Raw genomic sequence first — 21,362 nt, forward strand, 5'->3', positions numbered from 1 at the left:
CCAACGAAATTCTAGAACACTTTCCTGTCAAATGTAAAAAGTTGACAGGAATTTGGAACAGTGTTTTACAAGCAGACATTTGAACAATCCGCTTTCGCGCATTTGCTTATCGGACCCCCTGTTTTTGTAAAGAAAGTTTAATTTTCGGGTTTTTCCTTGCAGGTTTTTCGAAAAAACCCGATTTACAATTCGATGCACGATCATTCCCGCTTAAGAATACCGATCTCGATCCGATTTTTGTATTTCGTCCGTAATCCGCTGATTTTGGCGGTTTCAGTCTTTCTAATACGTTGCGGCGGCATTCGCGAGGTTTGGTTCGAACGTTCTTCTCCCGTTTCCGAAACCTATACGAATCAGATTTTTTTCGCAGCCAAGCCGTTCCTTTCTTCCGGATACGAACCCTCCAGTTTTCAAGCGCGTTACGTTTTCTTAAAGAATCGATCCGGTAAGGAGGAAATGGTTCAAGGAATTCTAAAATACCTCGAACTTTCGGAAACCAGCGGAAGAACCGAAAAGAATCTCGTCTTCGTTTCGGAATGGAAAGGAAATTTCCGAAGAGATACTCAGGAAAAACACAAGATCGAATTCGAACCGAAGTTCGTTTTGAAACGTTTGGAGATTTCCGAAAACGGAAACTTACCGGAAATCCGGGAACCGATCCCGAAAACCGAGTCGATTCAATCTCTGAAAAAAGTTTTCGCACTCGACGAGGAAGGAGCTTTGCGAGAAGTCGAGGAAATCAGATTCGTACCGGGAATCGGAACTCTTCGTTGGAAACACGGTTTGCGCGGAATCATCGTCAAGGTCATGCAGACCGAGTTCGTCAACGCAAAGGGAGATTCCCGTTCCGCGCGGGACTACGATTATGAATCGATGGAATATCCTGCGTCGAAGTTTTTAACCGGAAGCGCTCCGGTTCTTCCGTTACGGAAATCGGATACGACCGCGGATTATTATTGTTTGGATTATCCGGACGAAACCGAATTGATTTCCTCTAAAAAGAAAGGGCTTAAAAAATCCGTTTCCTTTTACGATTTGATCGCAAATAAACCATTTACCGCAACGGTAGATTTCAAAAATTATCCTATCATAAGAATTTCCAACGAGAAGAATTGATTCCAATGAACCAAACCAAAGAAGTTCGTACAAGATTTGCACCGTCCCCCACCGGGTTTTTACACGTAGGTGGAGCAAGAACGGCTTTGTTCAATTATTTATACGCTAGGTCGCAGGGCGGAAAATTCATCCTTCGGATCGAAGACACGGATCAAAACCGTTCCACGGAAGATTCGTTCAAAATCATATTAGAATCTTTGCAATGGTTGGGAATTCAGTGGGACGAAGGACCCGGCGTGGGCGGCGATCACGGACCGTATATTCAAAGCGAACGTCTCGGAATTTATAAGGAATACACCGACAAACTTCTAAAGGAAAAAAAAGCCTACCGTTGTTTCTGCACGCAAGAGGAATTGGAAGCCAAAAAAAAACAAGCGGAAGCGATGGGAGTTCCCTACGTTTACGACGGCTTACACGCGAACATGTCCGACGAAGAAGTGGACGCAAAACTCAAAGCGGGAATTCCGTATTCGATCCGATTTAAAACTCCCTCCAAAACTTTGATCATCGACGACATCATTCAGGGAAAAGTGAAATTCGAAACCAAATTGATCGGCGATTTTATCATCGTTAAGTCGGACGGATTTCCCTCGTATAACTACGCGGTGGTGGTAGACGACGCGTTGATGAAAATCAGTCACGTCATCCGAGGAGTGGGACATCTTTCCAACACTCCGAGGCAGATTCTTTTGTACGAAGCGCTCGGGTACGAGGTTCCCGAATTTGCACACGCTTCCGAGATCGTGGGAATGGACGGTAAAAAACTTTCCAAACGCGCCGGGGCCACTTCGATTTTGGCCTTTCGCGATTTGGGATATCTGCCCGAAACGTTCCGCAATTATATGGCGCTTCTCGGTTGGACATCTCCGGACGGAAGGGAATTTCTGACAAGCGGCGAACTGGAAACGATTTTCGACGTACATCGTTGTTCCAAATCCCCTTCCACCTTCGACGTGTTCAAAAAACCGAAAGGCGGGGATGAAGAAGTCGTTACGAACTTTTCCGATCTTGCACAAATCGCGGAAGCCATGAATCCTAAATCCAAACTGAATTGGTTGTCCAATCGAACGATTCGGGATTTGAATATATCCAAAGTATTAGAAGCGCTATTCCCTTTTATTAGGGACCGAAAGGACATTCCGGAAGAAGTAAAAAATCCGAGTAACACGACGCTGACCTCGATCGTCGAATCTGTTAGAGTGTATCTGGACAACCTGACGCAGGCTCCGGACTACATTGCGGAATTTTTCGTCACGGATTTGAGAATTCAATCCGAGGAGGCCGCCGGGTTCCTGAAGGAAGGCGACGGTCCAAAAGTGGTCGGAGAATTCTACGGAATGCTGAAGAAAGAAGCCCCGAAAACCGATGAGGATTATAAGAACCTTATGTCCAAAGTCGGGGAAATTTCCGGACAAAAGGGAAAAACTCTCTATATGCCGATCCGGGCAGCAACCACCGGAAAGTCGGCTGGGCTGGAGTTACCGATTCTTTTTCCGCTTTTGGGGAAGGAAAAACTCCTCCAGAGAATCGAAAAAACCGCGGCCGAAGTAGGAATTTCGTTGTCCTCCTGAAAAAAAGCGGTATATTTTGCTCAAATCACCCACTTTAGGCTGTTACTCTGGGAAGCGGGTGCCGAGATACAAATGAGAGATTCGGACGAATCAATGCTGGTGAAACATCACGGTGGATCGTACGTCATGTTCCTGCCCACCGACCTGACCAGTATCAAAGAACTACGTTCCGCTTTACGGAATTCCCTCGCGGAAAATCGTTTTTCCGCAAAGGATATTTCCCAAATCGAACTGGCCGCCGATGAGGCGCTGACCAACTCGATTTCGGCGAACGTCAAAGTGAGTTCCGGCGAAACCATCATCTGCCGTTGGCTCATCCGCGATCATAAATTCACCTTGTGGATCATGGATTACGGTTCCGGTCTGAAGGCGGAAAAATTGGAAGCGATCCCCGCGGATACGAAACCTTCCAATCTCAAAGATTATATTTCCTATATCCAAAAATATCAGGAAAAAAAATGCGAGATCCTTCCGTGTAGAGGTTCGAAAGTTTCTCACAGAAACACGGGAAAAGGTCTGCAGATCATCCAATCCCTGATGGATTCCTTCCGGATCATGTATCATTGCGGGGAAGGGAAAATTTCCACGAACCCGGACGAAAAAAACATCAAAGGTTCGATCATAGAACTCGGTTTCGACGCTTCCAAACATCCCGCATAAAACTATGACCTTGAACGAATTCGCCGAGCGGGTGCTTTTCGGTCCCTCTCTCGAAGATAAACTTTTTTCACCCGCCGATCCTCCCATAGACATTACAATTTCCGAATATTCTAATTTACCCGTCGCTCCGGTGCGTGATAAGCGGATCCAAATCAGCGATCGTAAAAGTAAAATCCCCCGTTTGGAGCAGCTTTTTATCGAGGACAATCGTTACGTCACTCTACATCATTTCGCCAATCACGAGTTGATGGCGATCGAATTGTTCGCGTATGCGATCCTGAAATTCCAGGACGCCCCGAGCTCCGTACGTTTCGGTTTGTATCGAACGCTTCTCGAAGAGCAGACACATTTGCGGCTATATCTTTCCGAGATGAAAAAAGGGGGAATGGAACTGGGAGATCGACCGTTGAATTATATCTTTTGGAAACAACTTCCTAGGATGTCCACGCTGGAAAAATTTTATGCGGTGATGGCGATCTCGTTCGAAGGGGCCAATCTGGACTTCTCCAAAATTTATACCCTTGCTTTCGAACGTTTCGGTGATTCGGAAAAAGCGGCGATCATGCGGAAGGTTTACGAAGACGAGATCAAACACGTTCGCAGAGGTTACGATTATATCCGAAAACGAATGCCCGAGGACGTCGGCGAATGGGATCATTATCGTTCTTTGATCGAGTTTCCGTTCACTCCTCGTCGCGCAAAGGGATATCACTACTTTCCCGATACGAGGATCGAGGCAGGATTTTCCCGGGAATTCGTAACGGCGTTGGAAAATTACGAGGACGAGTATACGGGCAGAGTCAATTCCCGCATCTTAAAAGAGGTCTTAGACCTCGATTCGATCGCTGGAAAATCATAGACAGTCCGTTTTCCCTCCCGGATTCTGTTACCGAACATGAATCCATTCTCTTTCAGTTTTAGAAAAATCTTTCTTCTCATTATTTTTTCAGGAATCGCGGCGGGATGCGCTTCCAAAACGCCTTCCGATTCTAAGATTGTCGAATTATTATTTTCCGCGGAAGAGCGCAAAAATCCGGACGTGATCCTGAAAAAAGTCGGCAATTTGGACGAAGATCCCGAATTGGAATCCTTTGTTTTGGTCCGCAACGGAACCGAGGAGGTTTTGGGAACGTTTCAAAAAAAGGACGGGGAATGGATTTTAGACGGCAAACTTTCCTTTTCTCTTTTGAACATCGGTCCGCTTCACTACGATCCTTCCAAATCGTCGTGGCTTCCGGGTGAATCCGAAACGTCCCGATCCAAAGAAGCGGGTTACATAGTTAAGAGAATTCTAATGGAAGAACTTCCCGGAGACGGTTTTAACACTTTGTTTTTGGAAGTGTTAAGCGAAGAACCTCCGCTCGGACTTTTTTCTGTTCCGTATGCGATTCGAAAAGGTCGTAAAATTTTAGACGGACTTTTATCGTTGAAGGACCACGAGTTTTTGGCTAAAAGCAAACGGATCGATTTCGAATACAATAAGACCGAAAAGAACATCACCATCTTTCCATCAAATCGTAGTTATGCGCAGAATTTCATCTTCAACGGATGGGAAATGGTTCCCGATATTCCGAGGGTGGCCGTTCCTTCTTTGCTTTCGTTGGAAGCCCCGCAGGAATGGAAAAAGGGAATTCCGGGTGAAGTCGTCGTCTGGTTTAAAAATAGGGGTTCGTACGCGGGAACGACGTATCTTTCCCTTTCTTTTCCGGACGGTGGAAAAGTGATCCTCGATACTTCCAAGGAAGGGCAGAGGTTTTATTCTCCGGGATCCAGTGTTTTTTCTTCCGCGGGAAAATACGTCAATTCGTCCGTTCCGTTAGTCGAAATCACGAAAGAAGGTTGGGGCAGAAATCATAAATACGGAATTCGTTTTTCCTTAACTCCGGATAAGGACGGAACTCCGAACGTATTGTTCCGTTCCTCGACGCGGATGGGGACACAGGTGATCAATCTTCCGAGCCAATCCGGTTCGGTTCAAAAACAGAGCGATCAACAAGGATTTTCCGCTTATAAATTGGAGCTGGTTTCCAGAAAAGAATGACCGATCTCGCAGGAAAAAAATTGAAAGCCGCAAGGGCCGAAGTCGTACGCGCGCAAGTGGAACGCTTCCGCGTTTTTTACGCGAGTTATTTCCATTTAGAGGAAACGATTCCGATGGTGGAATATTTCTTCGAAAAGATATACAATCTGGAAGGAAGGGAAGTCTGGCTCCAACTTGCGATGGATACGTATCAGAAAGTCAAGGGTATGATGAAGGAAAGTTCGCGCGAAAACATCGAATATCTCATCGAACTCAACAACCTTACGGAAGAACTGGATACGATCCTCGCGAAACAATTGGTGGATTCCGGTTGGGACGGAAAACGTCTTACCCGCGAAGAATACGACCTCCAATACGCCCGTATGGGTCATTACAAGGAAAGAAGCAGGCAGCTCGAAATCGTATTAAGGAATCTTAAAGTATTTTATGAACTCGCACACAAGCCTATCAGCGCCTATCTCATAAAGCCGGCGCGTTTTATGGCCTCGGTGCTCGGGGTTTCGGCTTTGTTTCAAAGCGTTGAAGAGGCGTATAATGCGACTTTGCCTGTTTCGTCGGACATATTCGATTCTTTTTACGAGGAAGTTAGGAAACGGGAAACGGACTTCATCGAAACACTGTTAGGTGATCATAGGAAGGAAGCGTGAGTCGTCTTCGTAGACAACTTCTGGAAAGGAGCCGACGTAGGGACGAATCCCACGAAAACCGGGAGCGCTGGCTTCTTACGTACGCAGATATGATCACTCTACTTTTGGGTTTGTTCATCATCATGTATTCGATTTCGCAAGTGGATCAAAACAAACTAAAACAGGTTGCCGACGTAATCCGCGGAGGGTTCGGTTTGGGTGAATCCTTTTTCCAGGGGAACAATATCGCGATCGAAGAGGATCCGCTTCTTCAGCCGAGGACCCAATTATACCGTTTTTGGGAGCGCGTTAGTTACGCTTTAAAACGCCTGAAGGAAAAGGCCAAACTAAACATCGGAATCCAGGAAACCGAGGAGATTAAAATCGTGTTGTTCGGAACTTCGTTGGGAGAAGGACAGTTCCGTCCCGACGAGGACATGAACTTCGCCTTTCAAAAAATCTCCGAGATGTCCGGCGCCATGGACGTGGACATTTCCCTTAGAGTCCAGATTCCGTACGGAAACGAGGCCGCTCAAAAGGGATTTCGCAACGCCTGGGAATACAACGCTTATCGGGCCGAGCTGATAGCCGATTCTTTATCAAAAAATTATAATATACCAAAGGAAAGGATTTCGATCGAGGCTTCGAGCTCGTACAAGGCGCCGGAGAATTCACCATTAACTCCGGAAGGCAAGGCTTCCGGAGAACGGGTCGAAATTTTTATCCGCAAAAAATCGCAACATTGATCGGGAAATTTATGAACGGAAAAAATTCACGTAGAATCTTAAAAATCGTTTCGATAGGAGTATTATTGTTTTGTTCAATCGTTTGCAAAAAACAATCCATCCCGAACGGCCTTATCGATGAAAAATGGAGAGAGGAATCGTCGGAACTGGTTTCGTCTTATTGTCAAAAATTGGCAGAGTGCGCCGAAAATCAAAAAGCGGATCTTAAGGAATCGACGAACGAGCTCGTTCGGGAACGTTTAAATCCGGCTTATTGTGCGGATAAATTCCGCAAATCGAACGCATATCTTCTTGCAAACGAGGATCCTGAAAAGATCAAACAAATCGTGCGAGGTTGTTTTAAATCCGTAATCATGGAGTCTTGTGAAAAAATCCGCACAGGAGTGATCGTTATGTCCGCCGACTGTGCCGTTCTTCAGAACATTCAGTCGAAACGTTAACTTCGGTCAGATCATGCTTCGCGGTCTCAAACGTCTCAATCGATACGACAAAAAACTTTTCAAGATTCTCAAACTCGGAGGTAAGTTGACGAGTTTGAATCAGATCGGATTCTCCCGAAAAACAAAGGAAGGATTCCGGTTTCCGATTCATGCACTTCGTATCGGTACGGAAAAAGGTCTAAAAGAACATCCAGTCGGGATCGTAGCCGGTGTTCACGGATTGGAAACGATCGGTATTTTGGTTCTTCTCGATTTCTTGGAATACGTTCTGCATCCCGATTCAACCGGGTTTTTGCCCGAATTACAAAAAGGAAAATTGGGAATCGTAGTGTTACCCGTCGTTAATCCTGGCGGCGTGGTTTTAAAACAGAGATCCAATCCCGGCGGAGTGGATTTGATGAGGAACTCCGGAGTTGAAGCTGTTCGAGCGCTTCCGTTTTTCGGAGGTCAAAAAATTTCCAATCGTCTTCCTTATTTTAGGGGAAACGGATTGGAGCCGGAGTCCAGAGCGTTGTTTCGATTGATGCAGGATTGTTTTTTTCAAACGGAAAACGCGGTGATGCCGGTTTTGGATCTGCATTCCGGTTTCGGAACGATCGACAACGTATGGTGGCCTTACGCTTTTACGAAAACTCCCTGTCCCGATACTCCTTTGTATCAAAAAATCGCGGATCATCTTAAGGATCATTGCGGCCATATTCATTTTCAATACGGACCTCAAAGCGAAACATATACGACCCATGGAGATCTTTGGGATAGGTTCTACGATCAATATCGGACATACCAAGGTTTGTATCCCGCGATTTCCGGTTCCAAATTTCTTCCGATCACTTTGGAGATAGGAACTTGGTCGGATATCAAGGAGGATCCGACCAAACTTTTCCGTAAGCGCGGTATTTTTAATCCGGCTTCGTTTAACAAAATCGAAACGGTGGGTCGATACAGGGGTTTCTTGCGCGATTTTGTGCGTTTGGGGTTGAAAAAACCGAAAGATTGGGGTATTTAAACGGAAATCAGATGGAATTCCAATGCGACTAAGCTATGGATTTCAAAATATTTGATTTATCTAATTTTGAATATTCAAAAAATTTAAAATTCCATCGATCCCCGAGACGAAATCCTCCGGGTCCGCCAAAAGACCGAGAACGATTTTTCCTGACGATTCCTCCTCCTGAAATCCGAACATTTCTCCCGGATGGACGTAGATCCTGCTTTTTTTTAGAAGTTCCAGGGCGAATTGTTCCTCGGGAAAAAAAAGGGCGCTTTCCAAAACGCAGTACCAGCCCGCTTGCGGAATTTTAGATCCAATTTTTCCGGCAACGTTCGCGCCCGCAAGAACGGACCGAAGATACGCGAGATTTCTGCCGATTCGTTTTACTATCTGCGATTGTATCATATTTCTCCAGCGAAAAAGTTCCGGAAGTACGTTTTGAACGGGGGCATTGGCCGATAAATAAGTATCCGATATCAGCTCCAGATATTCGGCCGCTTTTTTTTTCCATTCTTTCGGTCCGCTTATCAGAATCCAAGACAGTTTCATACCCGGTAAACCCAGACTTTTGGAGAGACCGTTTACGGTTATTACGGGAGTTTTTTCATCAAGAATCGTACTGTGTTTTTCGTCCCCGTAAACGTAATCGGAAAAGACCTCGTCGATGACCATAGGAATATTATGTTTTATTAATGTATTTCGTATCGATGCGAAATCCTCCTTGGTCAGGATCGATCCCGTCGGATTGTTCGGACTGACAACCAGCAGAATTTTACTTCGAGAAAGGTCCTGCGGTTCCAAATCCTCCGGCCTCAACTTCCATCCGTTTTCTTTTTTAGTGCGGTAATGGATAGGGTTTAAATTTTCCATCGCGGATAGGAATTCGAACAAGGGATATCCCGGTGCGGGAATTAGGATCGAATCTCCCGGATCGCAGAACAATTTGAATAGATAGGAATACGCTTCCGAAGAAGAGGAAACTAAAAAAAGATCCTCCGGATCGATGGTATATCCTTTGGACGCGTAGTAGTCGCAGACCGTTTTTCTCGCTTCCAAAACTCCACGAGGATCCGGCCGATACGCGATACAATCCGCGGATTGAAACGCATGGGAAATCGCTTCCCTAGGATATTGAAATCCCATTTCCGTCGGATTGGAAGCGGTGAGATCGAAGTATTTGACGCCGTTACGATCAAAGTCGGATAAAACGGCGGCGAATTCGTTTTCTCCTTCCTGAAAGGAAAACCTCGAACTGAAATCCGGTTTCATGGCGAACCGCTTTTGAATTTTTGAACGACGTAAAAAATTGCTGATAACAAAACGCTGACAAGAACGGACGTCGTGACCGGAAAATAGAATCGGAAGTTTTCTTTTTCTATCCGTATGTCCCCCGGTAATTTTCCGAGTTCGTTTAAGAAAGGAAATTTATTTCCATAAAGAAAAAAAATTCCGAGCAAAAAAAATAGAACGCCGAGGATCAAAAACGGTTTTGCGAAAGATTCCATAGTTTAAAAAACCTTAATCCTTTCCGCTTGCGCGGTCAAGGAGCATTCGGATTTATTTACGGATCGGAACCGCATCCAAGGTTTGAAGTTCGATCTTTGTTTCCTTTTCCGGGCTTAGCAAGGGCACGTAGGACTTGATGAATATTTCGCCGGACTTTACGTACGGAACGTTTTCTTTGGTTAATTCCAAAAACATTCGGAAATAAAGATTTTTAACGCCAAATCCGCGTTTTGCGACCGTGCCTTCGAGGTAATAGGGTTTAAGAGAATTCTTTTCGTAATAAATCTTTCCTTTGAAGTGTCTCGGCGAGGATTGGAGCGGAGACACTTCGATTTCATAACAGAACTTATCCCGGATCGTCACCGGTCCTGAAATTCGGTACGAATAGTGATCCTGCGATTGATCGTCGAAAATCGGATACGTAGGCGAGGCCCTTTCCGGTTCGTATTCCTTCGGAGACAACGCCTGTCCGTTTTTTACGTAACTCAGCGCTACGATCACGGGCCTTTCATAGTAATATTCCACTCTACGCGTAGAAATCTGAGATACGGAAATTTTTTGACCGGTTTCGGAATTGGTTTCGGTTACGATCAAATCCCTCCTATAATCGATTCCTTTGAATTTGGAAATGGAATTGCGGGAGTTCTGTTTGATCGTTTCGAAAATTTGATTCAGATCCTCCTTTGCGGAGATTTCCCTTTCCGAAAAAAAAGTTCCTTCGAGGATATAAAGAATCAAAAATAAAAATTTCCATTTCATTCGAAAAGGGTTCGATTCCATTTTGATTGCACCGGGACGGAGCAAAATAATAAACCGAACCCTTTTCGATGCAAGAAATTATTCTTCCTCGGGTTAAAGATCCGAAAAAGCGGAGTTATCTTCCTGATCGAAGGCGTTTACGATTTCGGCCAATCCTCTAAGAGGAGGGAAGAAGCGCGTTTACTGAAAGCCATAATCGTATAACTAGGATCAACGGAAACACCGGTCGGGAAAACGCTCGAATCCGAGACGTATAAGTTTTTGATTCCGTGCACCCTGTGTTTCCAGTCCACTACACTACGGGAAGGGTCCGTTCCCATTCTGCATCCGCCTGCGGGATGAGGAGCCGCCATCATCATGGAAGCCGGCGATAGTTCCAAGGAATCGACCTTGTCGGTTTCCTTTTCGGAATCGATCCTCGTTTTTTTCATATCGGGAAGAAGCACCCACTCCGCTCCAGCCTTAAAGTTCAGTTGAACCTGTTTTCGTATACAATCCCGAAGTACGGCCTTGGTCACCTTACCGAAGTTATACGTTACGGTTCTTTTTCCGGAGGAATTCACCGAGATATTTCCTAGTTCGGAAGGCACGTCGTCGATCCAACCGATCGTTCCTCCGAAATGCGGCAAACGTTTCATCATCTCTCTGTGTTCGGTTCCGAATCCGGGAATCAACGCCGCTAAACTTCCCGGTTGAAGCTGATTGGCCATGATCAAATATCCGCCTTCGACGTAACGTCCTTCCTGAAACCGAGCCAATCGAAATTCCTCCACTCCGAACGCGGAAGGAATATTCCTCCATTGTAGGATCGGCTCTTTATAGAAGGCGTGGACGAAAGGGGACGGGTTGATCGCAAGAAACTCTCCCAATGCGGGAAGTTTCTTTTTGAATCCGTTTTTAAGCAGAAACGTGGAGCTTCCGAATCCTCCGGCCGCGATCACAAAGACGGGAGCTTCGAATTTCAAAACGATTTCGGATATTTTTCCGGAAGGACGATCGATCATTACCGCCTCCAAAAATTCCACTTTGTCCCCTTTCATAGAAAGTTTTACGGCTTTGCAATCCGCATAAATATCAGCACCCAACGCCATCGCCCGGGGGATATGAGTTACCAGCTGGCTTTGTTTTGCCCCGAACATACATCCCTGCATACAATGCCCGGACTTCTGACAGTTTTTTCTCGCTTGCGGAACCGGATTTCCTTCCCATCCGAGGGATTGAGTCGCTTTCCGTACGAGGTAATTCATTTTATTATGATATTCTTCTTTTGCCGGATGAACGTTCAACGTTTCATCCAACTCTTTCCAATACGGTTTAAGATCCTCCGGTCCGTGTGCGTGGATTCCGTATTCGTTTCTCCATAACTCGAGTCGATCGTCCGGAGTTCTATAACTATCCGCCCAATAATGAACGGAGGCGCCGCCCACGTTTTTACCGTAGACTAAGTTGATCGTGCCGCTTCCGTCCGTGGCCATGTTTCTTTCCGCGGAAACTTTACCGGCCATATTCAATTCACGGTTATCGAATGTGCCCGTGTGATAATAACCTCCCTCTTCGATAAGGACCACCTTCTTTCCGTTTTTGGAAAGTTCGTATGCGAGAGTTGCACCTCCGCATCCCGTGCCCACTATCACCGCGTCCGCCCGAACTGTTCTCGATTCTCCCAGATTTTTCCATTCGTAAACGCGGCCGCTCATGATTCCCCCAAGATTTTTTTGTAATAGATTCTAGATTCGCTCAGTTTTTCAGGAGGGTTTCCGAAAGGTCCTTCGTATGATATGGCTTTAAAGGTCGATTCGTGCCCGTAATACATCAATAAGACGGGCATTTTAAGATTTGCTAATGCAGCTCGAATCGTATCCGAGTCGGTCGATTCCTTCGACATCAGGAAACGTTTCCGATCCTCTTCGTTTAATCTTGAAAAACGACTCCAATAACCAGTGATCAGCGGAAGGTATTCGAGGATCAGTATTAGATTTTTGAAGTCGTCGGTGATGCCGGAATCCACGAAAAAAAATTCCTCATCAAGTCTCCGTATAACTTCCGCTTTTTCTATGTCCGGAAAACCGATTTCCTGCGGCAGGATCGTCTCCGAATACGCCTGCAAAAATTCCGCTTCGGAAGTAGAGAAGAACAACGTTTTGGGAATCGAGGAGCGTTTTGAATTTTTGATGAAGAACACTCCGATACAAAGGCTGAACAGACCGCCGAGCCCGAAACCGAGCAGTTTTCTTCTTGAGAATTTTTCTGAAAACACGTTCATCGTTCCGTGAGTATTCCTATCTCGGAATCGGTGTCAATTCTGAAAACGGGATTGACGAAACAATCGTTCGATTAACTTTGTAACGCATGGCCGACAAAAACGATAAAGTCAAACAGAACGTTTCCGGAAAATATTATATCGATAACACTTGTGTGCCTTGCAACGATTGTTTGGAAGAAGCTCCGATGCTTCTCAAATATACGGACGACGAATCAAAGGTTTATTTTCATAAACAACCTTCGAATCCCGAAGAGGAAATCGCGGCTAAAAAAGCCATGGAAATCTGTCCGGTCGAAGCCATCGGCAACGACGGAGAATAATCCGTTTTTGCCGGGTATTTTTTTGCCCGACGTATAATCGTTTTTTCTAATATTCTAATTTCTCATTTTTCGATTTCCTCCCTTGAACGTACGCACTTCTTTGTGGATTCCAATTCCGAATTTTTCCGTTTTTCGGGGTCCGTCGCGGAATTGCGGGTTTCAGCGATTCGATTTCGGAATACCTTTCTTCTGCTCGAAAAAAAAGTGCATCGAAACGTTTTCAGCGTGAATGATTGTCTTTTTATGAAAGAATCTTGATTCTAAGACTTATACGGGCGGTTTTCTTTTGAATAAAATCAATCCCACGTCGGAGACTTTTTACAAATTCCTCGTAGAAAGAAGTTCAGAACTGATCTGTTACCATGAACCGGGCGGAAACTATATTTACGTCAGTCCTTCCGTCACTCCTATGCTCGGATATCTTCCCGAGGAATTGATCGGCAAAACGCCGTACGATTTTTTTAATCCTTTGGATCGGGATAGGATTTCTAAAACTTCGCACGAACCCGTAAAACAAGGTAAAGGAATCGACTTGGTCGAATATCAATTCCTGAAAAAGGACGGGAGATACGTTTGGCTTCAGACGATCGCCCAGCCGATTCTCGACGAAAACGAAACCGTGATAGGAATATTAACTTCTTCCAGGGAATACAAGGGTTTGACGACGATCGTGGACGAATCGGAGCAGAGACGCGCTTTGGACGAAGTCCGTCTTTCCGAAGAAAAGTTCTACAACGCTTTTTTTTATTCCGGAGTAGGGATGGCGATCGTTTCCTTGGAAGGCAAATGGCTGGAAGTCAATCCTCACCTAACGGAGATTATAGGTTATACACGGGATGAAATTCTAAAATTGACGTTTCAGGATATAACACATCCGGACGACCTCGAAGAGGATCTGGGATTGGTGCGGGAGCTATTGGAGGGTAAACGCGATACTTATAGAATGGAAAAAAGATATTTCCATAAAAACGGAAATACGATTTGGATTCTTCTTATCGTTTGTATGGTTAGGGACGCCAATAAAAAACCTCTATTTTTCATTTCGCAAATTCAGGATATAACCGACCGCAAGAATATGCTTTCCGCCCTCATGGAAAAAAACGAAGCGCTTCAGAATTTGAGCAATCGACTCGCGGAAAGAAACGCGCAGCTGGAGGAATTCAATCAGATCGTATCGCATAACCTAAGGGCCCCGATCGGAAATATTTTCACTCTTGCGGGAATGCTCCGCGAAAAAGACGGTGCGGATAAAGAGGAGCTGCTCGAATCCCTCGAAATCAGCGCTAAGGATCTTATGACCACTTTGAACGATATCGTGGAAGTGATTAAAATCAGAAGAAACCTGAATATAGACGCGCAGACCGTCTCGTTTCAGGACGCCTTTTTTAAAGTGCAAAATCTTTTATCGGCTCAAATCAAGGAAGTGGGCGCCGATATCCGATACGATTTTTCGGCGGCGCCCGAGATTCTTTATCCTAAAGTTTATTTGGAGAGTATCCTACTCAATCTTCTTAGCAACGCCTTAAAATACTCGGATCCGAGTAAACAAACCTTGATATCCTTCGTCTCATTCGTGGAAGAGAAAAAAATCTTTTTAGCGGTCCGAGACAACGGGTTAGGGATTGACCTTAAAAAATACGGCCATCAGATATTTAAAATGAATAAGACGTTTCATCGTGAAAAAGAAGGGCAAGGTATCGGTTTATTTATGACGAAGAATCAGATCGAATCCTTGGGAGGAGAAATCACGGTGGAAAGTACCCCCGGCAAAGGAACGACCTTCATCGTTAATTTCGATAAATACAATGATTTCGAACAACGTTGATATGAATTTCTGGCTGATCGATGATGATTCCATCTATATTATGATCGCAAAGCGATTTCTGGAGAAGGACGGAAGAACCAAAAAACTGAGGGACTTCCAGGACGGCGAAATCGCCCTGCAGCAGTTGCAAAGTTTGAGCGGAGACAAGGACGAACTTCCGGACGCGATTCTACTCGATATCAATATGCCGTTTATGGACGGTTGGCAGTTCTTGGACGAATTCAAAAAAATCCGGGGAGATCTCGCTAAAAACGTCAAAATTTTTATGGTCAGCTCTTCCGTCGATGAGCGAGACATCGTAAAGGCGAATTCGTTTCCCGAGGTGAAAGGTTATCTTTCCAAACCTCTCACACAGGATCATATTCAAAAACTCTACAACGATTTGACCTGAGTTTTAACCCAGTCGAATGTGAATTGCAGCGCCTTTTCCGTATCGACGACGGGTTTATAACCTAACACCGATTTGGCCTTTTCGATCGAAACTGGATTTTGTCTTAGGAGAAAATTTACCCCTTCCCTGGTAGCCGGCGGTCGTTTTCCGAAAACTCCGAACCCGTATTCCATCAAAACGACAAAAGTTTTCAACAGCCAAGCGGGCAGAGAGGGCGGCCTTGAAATTTCTGCGGCGTCCGCGAGACGGAAGAAATATTCCTTCCAGGTCATCGGGTGATCGTCGGTTATGTTGAACGATTGACCCCAAGCCTCTTTTTCCAACGCGAGTAACGTTCCTGCCACGAGATTGTCCACATAGGTGAGATTGATCGTTCCTTTGCCTCCGTCCGGTAAGGAAAAAAGTTTTTTCTTCATCAATTGAACGGGGCGTACGACCCAAGGTATCGAACCCGGTCCGTAAACGTCTCCGGGGCGAACGATCAAAATTCCGAATCGATCAGGATCGTTCAAACGAACGAGTTCCGATTCACCTTCAATTTTCGTAATACAATACGGGTTTCCTTCTCCGCGAAACGGCCCTTGTTCGTCCACGTAATTCGGATACGAAAATCCGTAGACCATTACGGAAGATAAATGAATCATTCCCCTCGCTCCGGACTCTTTCGCGATTTTTGCCAACTCTACGGAAGCGAATACATTCACTTTTCTGAATTCTTCGAGCGAACCTCCTTCACGAACTACGGCCGCCGTATGTAGAATGAAGTCGGCCCCTTTTACGGCTTCCTTTAGGATTTCCGGATCGGAAGTGTTTCCGACGATCACGGTAAAACCTTCTCGTTTCAACTCTTCCGCCTTCGCTACATTCATCTCGATTCCGCGGACGTTCATTCCGCGTTCCTTGGCGATTTGAGCCGATCTTCTACCGATAAAGCCGCCGATGCCGGTTATACATACGGTTTTGCCGGTAAGATTCAACTTATTCTCCCTGTCCCAAGGAAAAGGAACGTTTTCCGTCGAAGTAATAAAGGTTTTCCGTTTTTACGGCATCGAATCCGGCTTCGTCGAGACGGAGAAGGAGTTCGGCGATTTGTCTTCGATCGATAGGATAGTAGGTAGGATTTTCATGATGTATTAGAGCTTCCTTATGTACGAATCTGCATCTCCAATGATCGGTCAAAAAAGTTTCGGGCTGTCCTTCCGGAAAAACCTTCACACCGCGGTTCGTGATGATTTTTAAGGTGAGATCTCCGGCCAAAGCTCGGAGTCGGTTTCCTAGTTCGTCGGGTTTTGTTCCGGGCCAATCCAAAAATACGTCCACGCCCACCAGCTCTTTCTTTTGTATGTTTCTCTTATATTCGGGAATTGTAATTTTCTTTGCTTTTCCGAAGGATACGGGTTTGAATTTTTCGGGAAGATGTCCCAAATTTCCTACGACGGCTTCCGCAAACTCCTTGGTCCCCACTTTGATCCTGCTTACGCCCGGTTTAAAAATATCTCCGGTATGAATTCCTTCCTCGATCGTCAAAAGCCAAGCGTTGTTGATTTTTGCCGCGATATCCGGTTGTCCTATATGAACCAACATCATCACTGCGGCATTGAGAAGTCCGGAAGGATTGGCGACGTTTTTTCCGGCGATGTCCGGTGCCGAACCGTGTATCGCTTCGAACATAGAAACGACTTCTCCGATATTGGAGGATCCGGCCATTCCCACCGAACCGGCGATTTGCGCTACTATGTCGGAAATGATGTCTCCGTACAAATTCAAAGTTACAACGACGTCGAAGTTTTGCGGACGATCCGCGAGGTTTGCGGCTCCTATGTCGATGATCTGCGAATTGGATTCCAACTCCGGATATTCTTTTGCCACCTGTTTAAATATATCGTGGAACAAACCGTCCGTTTGTTTCATGATATTGTCCTTTACCATAGCAGTCACTTTTTTGCGACCATACGCCCTTGCGTATTCGAACGCATAACGGATGATTTTTTCCGATCCCGGTCTCGAGATCAACTTCAGACATTGGACCGTATCGTTGGTTTGTTGGTGTTCGATTCCGGTATAAAGATCCTCTTCGTTTTCGCGGATGATGACGATGTCCAAAACGGGATGTTTGGTTTCCACATAAGGATAAAGAGAAAAACAGGGTCTAACGTTTGCAAACAATCCCAAGGTGGTGCGGACCGTGACGTTTAAACTTTTATAACCTCCTCCTTGAGGAGTGGTGATGGGTGCCTTGAGAAAAACTTTCGTTTGGCGGAGAATGTCCCAGGCCTCCGGTTTGATTCCGGAAGTATGACCTTCCTGATACACCTTTTCGCCGATTTGAATTTCGATCGGTTCGATCTTGGCTCCGGCGGCATCGAGAATCTTAAGAGTGGCTTCCATAATTTCCGGACCGATTCCGTCTCCGTGTGCGATCGCAATTTTGGTTTTTTCGGACATTCTATTCTCCTAATACTTCTAATAGAGCGGGAACGGAGGGCGAGGTCAATTCCCTTACGGGATAAGATCGGCTTCGAACGGAGAAAATGTGAAAGGAAACCGAATGATTTCGGTTAAGACAATCTTGGTTATCCGGGGCTTTTAGACGTGGAAGGACGAAAAATCGAAAGGAACAAAGAAGAAGCGGATCTATTCGATTTCGAAATCCGACTCTGAATCCGCAAGAAATTCCTCGCGGGAATAGATGAGCTCCATAACGTCGTCCATCCAATCCGGAGTTCCGTGATTCGGATCTCCGAACGGATCGTTGGCTCTGTATTGTTTCATGATTTCGTTGTGTTTTTGGATCTGCGTTTTTGTGCTTGCGTTCATATTAGAATTGTCGGTTGAAACAACCGTTCCATGACGAATTTCGAAAAGAATAAATAATTTCTTTCCAAAAGTACAACCGAAAAACTTCTAATTTTTGTAATATTTTAAACCGAAATGGATCTTTTTTCCGTCGCGGATTAGCTGGGTCGAGGAGTTTGCGGATCGAAAACGGCTGGAAAAGAGAGGAGGCTGGACGAAGAAAGAACGTCCGAGCCTCCGGAAGAATTTTAGAACAATTCGTTTCCTTTGAAGAAAAAGGAGATTTCAAGAGCCGCGTTGTCGTCTGAGTCCGATCCGTGAACCGCGTTGGCTTCCTTACTTTCCGCATAAAGCGCTCGGATCGTTCCGGCTTTCGCTTCCTTAGGATCGGTGGCACCGATCACGTCTCTCCAATGAAGAACGGCATTGTCTCTTTCTAAAGCGGCCGCTACGATCGGTCCGGAAGACATATATCCGCAAAGGTCGTTGTAAAACGGACGAGCCGAGTGCACTTTATAGAATTGTTTCGCGTCTTCGAGGGAAAGTTTCAGGTATTTGAGACCGAGGATTTTGAATCCTTCTTTTTCGATTCTGGCGAGAATTTCTCCGACGTGTTTGTTCTTAACTCCGTCGGGTTTGATCATGATAAACGTTCTTGTGGACATTGTTTTTCCTTATTGAGAGAGTTTTTTAAGTAATGCTTTGCTGACGATTTCCGGCACCTGATTGCTCACGTCTCTTCCGTGTCTAGCCACTTCCTTAACGATCGTGGAAGAGATAAACGAATATTCGTTCGAAGACATCAGAAAAATCGTTTCAACATCCGGGGCGAGTTTTTTATTCATTAGAGAAATTGCATATTCATAATCGAAATCGGTGACCGCCCGTAATCCCCGAATGATACTCGTGGCTCCGACTTTCGCACAATAATCGACGGTAAGTCCCTGAAATGTGTCGATTTCCAAACCCTTCATACCTTTGGTCACTTCACGGATGAACCCGAGTCTTTCCTCGATCGAAAACAAAGTGGTCTTGTTGGAATTGACCGCGATCGCTATGATCACCTTGTCGAAAAGGGATAAGGATCGCTGGAGAATATCCAGATGACCGTTCGTCAAAGGATCGAAGGAGCCCGGATAAATCGCTAAGTGTTTCATTTTTTGCGAAGCCTAGCCGTTTCCTGTGCGGGAAGTCCGTAGATATTGATGAATCCTTCCGCATCCTTTTGGTTGTACAGTTCCTCTTTTTCGAACGTCGCCATTTCCGGATTATATAACGAAACGGACGACTTTCTTCCCACTACGCTACAAGTTCCTTTATAAAGTTTCACTTTAACGGTTCCGGTCACGTATCTTTGGGTTTCGGTTATGAAAGCTCTCACGGCTTTCATCCTTGAGGAGAACCAGTGACCGTTGTAGATCAGCTCTGCGAATTCTATGGATAATTTATCCTTATGATGTTGCGTGTCTCGGTCGATCGTGATCGATTCCAAATCGCGGTGAGCGGCGAAAAGTACGGTTCCTCCCGGAGTTTCGTAGACGCCTCTGGATTTGATTCCCACGAGACGGTTTTCCACGATATCCACACGTCCCACTCCGTGTTTTCCCGCGATCGTGTTCAGGGTTTCCATCACGTCGAGGGGATTCATTTTTTTGCCGTTGACCGCGACACAGTTCCCTTCTTCAAAATCCAGTTCCAGATATTCAGGTGCGTCGGGCGCCTTTTCCGGAGAAGCGGTGAGAAGAAACATTTTTTCATCGGGCTCTTTATAAGGATCTTCTAATATTCCACCTTCGTAAGATATGTGCATCAAATTGCGATCCATCGAATACGGTTTTTCCGCCGTTACTGGAACCGGAATTCCTTTGGACTTGGCGTATTCTATCAGATCCGATCTTCCTCCGAAGTCCCAAATTCTCCAGGGAGCGATGATCGTTTTTGAAGGAGCGAGAGACTTCACACCCAACTCGAACCGGACTTGGTCGTTTCCTTTTCCGGTGGCGCCGTGTGCGAATGCGTCCGCACCTTCTTTTTCCGCGACTTCGACCATGGCTTTTGCGATCAAAGGGCGTGCGAGAGAAGTTCCGAGGAGATAACGCATTTCATAAATCGCGTTTCCTTGAATGGCGGGAAATATAAAATCGCGGGCGAATTCCAGTCGCAGATCTTGGATATAAACTTTTGAGGCTCCGGTTTTGATTCCCTTTTCTTCCAGACCGGAAAGTTCCTCTTTTTGACCGATGTCGGCCGTAAACGCGATCACTTCGCAGCCGTAGGTTTCCTTCAACCAGGTGAGAATTACGGAAGTGTCCAATCCTCCCGAGTATGCGAGAACGATTTTTTTAACGGGTTTATTTTGCGCCATTCTGGGAACACTGAAATTCGATCCATGTCTGTGGACAACCGGATTTTCCTTCTTTTCCCGAGACGATCCTTGTTCGTGCAAGCGGAAGCGGCTTCTTAGTCGATCTTTTTTTAGGAGAAGATCGTAGTCGGAATTCCGACATAAAAACGAATCGAGGACGACTTGGAAAACGAATGGAAGGTGAATCAAAGTCGAGTTGGAACGAGTTGGAAAAAAACCGAAAACGAACGGAAAACGAATCGAAGAAGCGTCGGAAAGTTCAAAGGATCCGACGAGGAAAGCACGGCTTTTCTCCGCGTCTATTTTTATTCCACTCGAACGGATATGGACCGAGATTTGCAGGAGAAGGTTCGTTTTGGTCGGAACTCCACCCACTGAAACTGAAGATAAGACGCCGATAATTCGTATTCTCCGGACTTCGGAAAAACGAGCAAAGGATTCGGTCTCAAAAAATCCTCTCGAGAATCCATCTCTTGTAAAACCTGTTCGGACCCTTTTCCCAAAATCAAAAACGAAGCTCTTCGAAAGAGAGCCGGATCGACCGAGTCCATCCCTTCCGGATCCAAGTTGTTTGGGGAAACGGCGGTCGGCGCGATTGCGGAGCGTGGAATCCAACAAGCCGTAAACGTTTTACGATAGGATTCGTCGGGCGAAAGTAAAATCATATTTTTTTCGTAAAAAGTCCGGTTGGGCGGTTGTCCGGGAGGACCGTAGTAGCCCCTCAATTCCCAAAACGAAGCGGGAGTCATTTCGATGCCGAAACTCGGACCTCCCCAACCTGTCGTTCCGGTAAAAGGAGCTACGTTCGGATAAATTCCGATTTCCTCCGAACTTACGTTGATCAATGAAAGATTAATTTTTATTTCTTGAATATTCGATAAAGAGAATGTTCTTTGGGAAATTTCTGCGTCGATTTGAAGAGGTTCCATAGAGGGTTTTTCGGGCG

Annotated in this window: 24 protein-coding genes; 12 read left to right on the forward strand and 12 right to left on the reverse strand. The window is 45.6% G+C overall.

Annotation, left to right across the window (positions count from 1 at the left end):
• The first annotated feature begins 192 nt into the window (after positions 1-192).
• The 9 genes from EHQ17_RS04785 (at position 193) to EHQ17_RS04825 (ending at position 8,206) form a co-directional block, all read left to right on the forward strand.
• Complete coding sequence (locus EHQ17_RS04785) at positions 193-1,116, forward strand: LIC_13346 family putative lipoprotein (RefSeq protein ID WP_246057414.1); 924 nt, start codon at positions 193-195, stop codon at positions 1,114-1,116.
• 5 nt (positions 1,117-1,121) lie between these two features.
• Positions 1,122-2,687 carry a glutamate--tRNA ligase gene (gene gltX / locus EHQ17_RS04790; protein WP_135590127.1) on the forward strand — a complete coding sequence of 522 codons (1,566 nt, stop codon included), beginning with the start codon at positions 1,122-1,124 and terminating at the stop codon, positions 2,685-2,687.
• 72 nt (positions 2,688-2,759) lie between these two features.
• Positions 2,760-3,347 carry an ATP-binding protein gene (locus EHQ17_RS04795; protein ID WP_135590126.1) on the forward strand — a complete coding sequence of 196 codons (588 nt, stop codon included), beginning with the start codon at positions 2,760-2,762 and terminating at the stop codon, positions 3,345-3,347.
• Between the two features lie 4 nt (positions 3,348-3,351).
• Positions 3,352-4,206 carry a DUF455 family protein gene (locus EHQ17_RS04800; RefSeq protein ID WP_135590125.1) on the forward strand — a complete coding sequence of 285 codons (855 nt, stop codon included), beginning with the start codon at positions 3,352-3,354 and terminating at the stop codon, positions 4,204-4,206.
• A 36-nt stretch (positions 4,207-4,242) separates the two neighbouring features.
• Positions 4,243-5,388, forward strand: a complete 1,146-nt coding sequence (locus tag EHQ17_RS04805) for an LIC13341 family surface-exposed protein (RefSeq protein WP_135590124.1) — start codon at positions 4,243-4,245, stop codon at positions 5,386-5,388.
• Positions 5,385-6,035 carry an FFLEELY motif protein gene (locus tag EHQ17_RS04810; protein ID WP_135590123.1) on the forward strand — a complete coding sequence of 217 codons (651 nt, stop codon included), beginning with the start codon at positions 5,385-5,387 and terminating at the stop codon, positions 6,033-6,035. Before EHQ17_RS04805 ends, EHQ17_RS04810 begins: the two co-directional genes overlap by 4 nt.
• Positions 6,032-6,760, forward strand: a complete 729-nt coding sequence (locus EHQ17_RS04815) for a flagellar motor protein MotB (RefSeq protein WP_135590122.1) — start codon at positions 6,032-6,034, stop codon at positions 6,758-6,760. The genes EHQ17_RS04810 and EHQ17_RS04815 overlap by 4 nt, the downstream gene beginning before the upstream one ends.
• Positions 6,761-6,771: 11 nt before the next feature.
• Positions 6,772-7,200: an LA_2478/LA_2722/LA_4182 family protein gene (locus EHQ17_RS04820; protein ID WP_135590121.1), complete on the forward strand. Its 429-nt coding sequence runs from the start codon at positions 6,772-6,774 to the stop codon at positions 7,198-7,200.
• 13 nt (positions 7,201-7,213) lie between these two features.
• Complete coding sequence (locus EHQ17_RS04825) at positions 7,214-8,206, forward strand: M14 family zinc carboxypeptidase (protein ID WP_135590120.1); 993 nt, start codon at positions 7,214-7,216, stop codon at positions 8,204-8,206.
• A gap of 60 nt (positions 8,207-8,266) precedes the next feature.
• Here EHQ17_RS04825 and EHQ17_RS04830 read toward each other — a convergent pair whose 3' ends face one another.
• From EHQ17_RS04830 to EHQ17_RS04850, 5 genes are all read right to left on the reverse strand, one after another.
• Positions 8,267-9,460 (reverse strand): pyridoxal phosphate-dependent aminotransferase, encoded by a 1,194-nt coding sequence (locus tag EHQ17_RS04830; protein ID WP_135590119.1) that lies wholly within the window; start codon positions 9,458-9,460, stop codon positions 8,267-8,269.
• Entirely contained in the window at positions 9,457-9,696 is a 240-nt protein-coding gene (locus EHQ17_RS04835) for a DUF2905 domain-containing protein (RefSeq protein ID WP_135590118.1), read from the reverse strand. Before EHQ17_RS04835 ends, EHQ17_RS04830 begins: the two co-directional genes overlap by 4 nt.
• A 52-nt stretch (positions 9,697-9,748) precedes the next feature.
• Positions 9,749-10,456 carry a hypothetical protein gene (locus EHQ17_RS04840; RefSeq protein ID WP_135590117.1) on the reverse strand — a complete coding sequence of 236 codons (708 nt, stop codon included), beginning with the start codon at positions 10,454-10,456 and terminating at the stop codon, positions 9,749-9,751.
• 137 nt (positions 10,457-10,593) lie between these two features.
• On the reverse strand, positions 10,594-12,153 hold the full coding sequence (locus EHQ17_RS04845; RefSeq protein WP_135590116.1) for an FAD-dependent oxidoreductase: 1,560 nt from the start codon (positions 12,151-12,153) through the stop codon (positions 10,594-10,596).
• Positions 12,150-12,719 carry a hypothetical protein gene (locus EHQ17_RS04850; protein WP_135590115.1) on the reverse strand — a complete coding sequence of 190 codons (570 nt, stop codon included), beginning with the start codon at positions 12,717-12,719 and terminating at the stop codon, positions 12,150-12,152. The genes EHQ17_RS04845 and EHQ17_RS04850 overlap by 4 nt, the downstream gene beginning before the upstream one ends.
• A gap of 86 nt (positions 12,720-12,805) precedes the next feature.
• On the opposite strand from EHQ17_RS04850, the gene EHQ17_RS04855 reads away from it, so the two are divergent.
• From EHQ17_RS04855 to EHQ17_RS04865, 3 genes are all read left to right on the forward strand, one after another.
• On the forward strand, positions 12,806-13,039 hold the full coding sequence (locus tag EHQ17_RS04855; RefSeq protein ID WP_135590114.1) for a ferredoxin: 234 nt from the start codon (positions 12,806-12,808) through the stop codon (positions 13,037-13,039).
• 286 nt (positions 13,040-13,325) lie between these two features.
• Complete coding sequence (locus EHQ17_RS04860) at positions 13,326-14,864, forward strand: PAS domain-containing sensor histidine kinase (protein ID WP_135590113.1); 1,539 nt, start codon at positions 13,326-13,328, stop codon at positions 14,862-14,864.
• A gap of 1 nt (position 14,865) precedes the next feature.
• Positions 14,866-15,255: a response regulator gene (locus EHQ17_RS04865; RefSeq protein WP_135590170.1), complete on the forward strand. Its 390-nt coding sequence runs from the start codon at positions 14,866-14,868 to the stop codon at positions 15,253-15,255.
• On the opposite strand, the gene EHQ17_RS04870 is transcribed toward EHQ17_RS04865, so the two are convergent.
• The 7 genes from EHQ17_RS04870 to EHQ17_RS04900 form a co-directional block, all read right to left on the reverse strand.
• A complete protein-coding gene (locus EHQ17_RS04870; RefSeq protein ID WP_135590112.1) occupies positions 15,237-16,232 on the reverse strand; it encodes an NAD-dependent epimerase/dehydratase family protein in 996 nt (331 codons plus the stop codon). The two genes, EHQ17_RS04865 and EHQ17_RS04870, sit on opposite strands and share 19 nt — an antisense overlap.
• Before the next feature lies 1 nt (position 16,233).
• The gene (locus EHQ17_RS04875) at positions 16,234-17,700 is read right to left on the reverse strand and encodes an NADP-dependent isocitrate dehydrogenase (RefSeq protein WP_135590111.1); all 1,467 of its coding nucleotides are present in this window, start codon (positions 17,698-17,700) and stop codon (positions 16,234-16,236) included.
• Between the two features lie 189 nt (positions 17,701-17,889).
• On the reverse strand, positions 17,890-18,072 hold the full coding sequence (locus EHQ17_RS04880) for a hypothetical protein (protein WP_135590110.1): 183 nt from the start codon (positions 18,070-18,072) through the stop codon (positions 17,890-17,892).
• A gap of 227 nt (positions 18,073-18,299) precedes the next feature.
• Positions 18,300-18,716, reverse strand: coding sequence for a nucleoside-diphosphate kinase (locus tag EHQ17_RS04885; RefSeq protein WP_135590109.1), 417 nt, complete (start codon positions 18,714-18,716; stop codon positions 18,300-18,302).
• A 9-nt stretch (positions 18,717-18,725) separates the two neighbouring features.
• Entirely contained in the window at positions 18,726-19,208 is a 483-nt protein-coding gene (coaD, locus tag EHQ17_RS04890; RefSeq protein ID WP_135590108.1) for a pantetheine-phosphate adenylyltransferase, read from the reverse strand.
• Complete coding sequence (locus tag EHQ17_RS04895) at positions 19,205-20,416, reverse strand: argininosuccinate synthase (RefSeq protein ID WP_135590107.1); 1,212 nt, start codon at positions 20,414-20,416, stop codon at positions 19,205-19,207. Before EHQ17_RS04895 ends, coaD begins: the two co-directional genes overlap by 4 nt.
• Positions 20,417-20,721: 305 nt before the next feature.
• Entirely contained in the window at positions 20,722-21,345 is a 624-nt protein-coding gene (locus tag EHQ17_RS04900; protein WP_246057404.1) for a hypothetical protein, read from the reverse strand.
• Positions 21,346-21,362 lie beyond the last annotated feature (17 nt).

It is taken from the genome of Leptospira gomenensis, assembly GCF_004770155.1.
Taxonomy (GTDB): Bacteria; Spirochaetota; Leptospiria; order Leptospirales; family Leptospiraceae; genus Leptospira; species Leptospira gomenensis.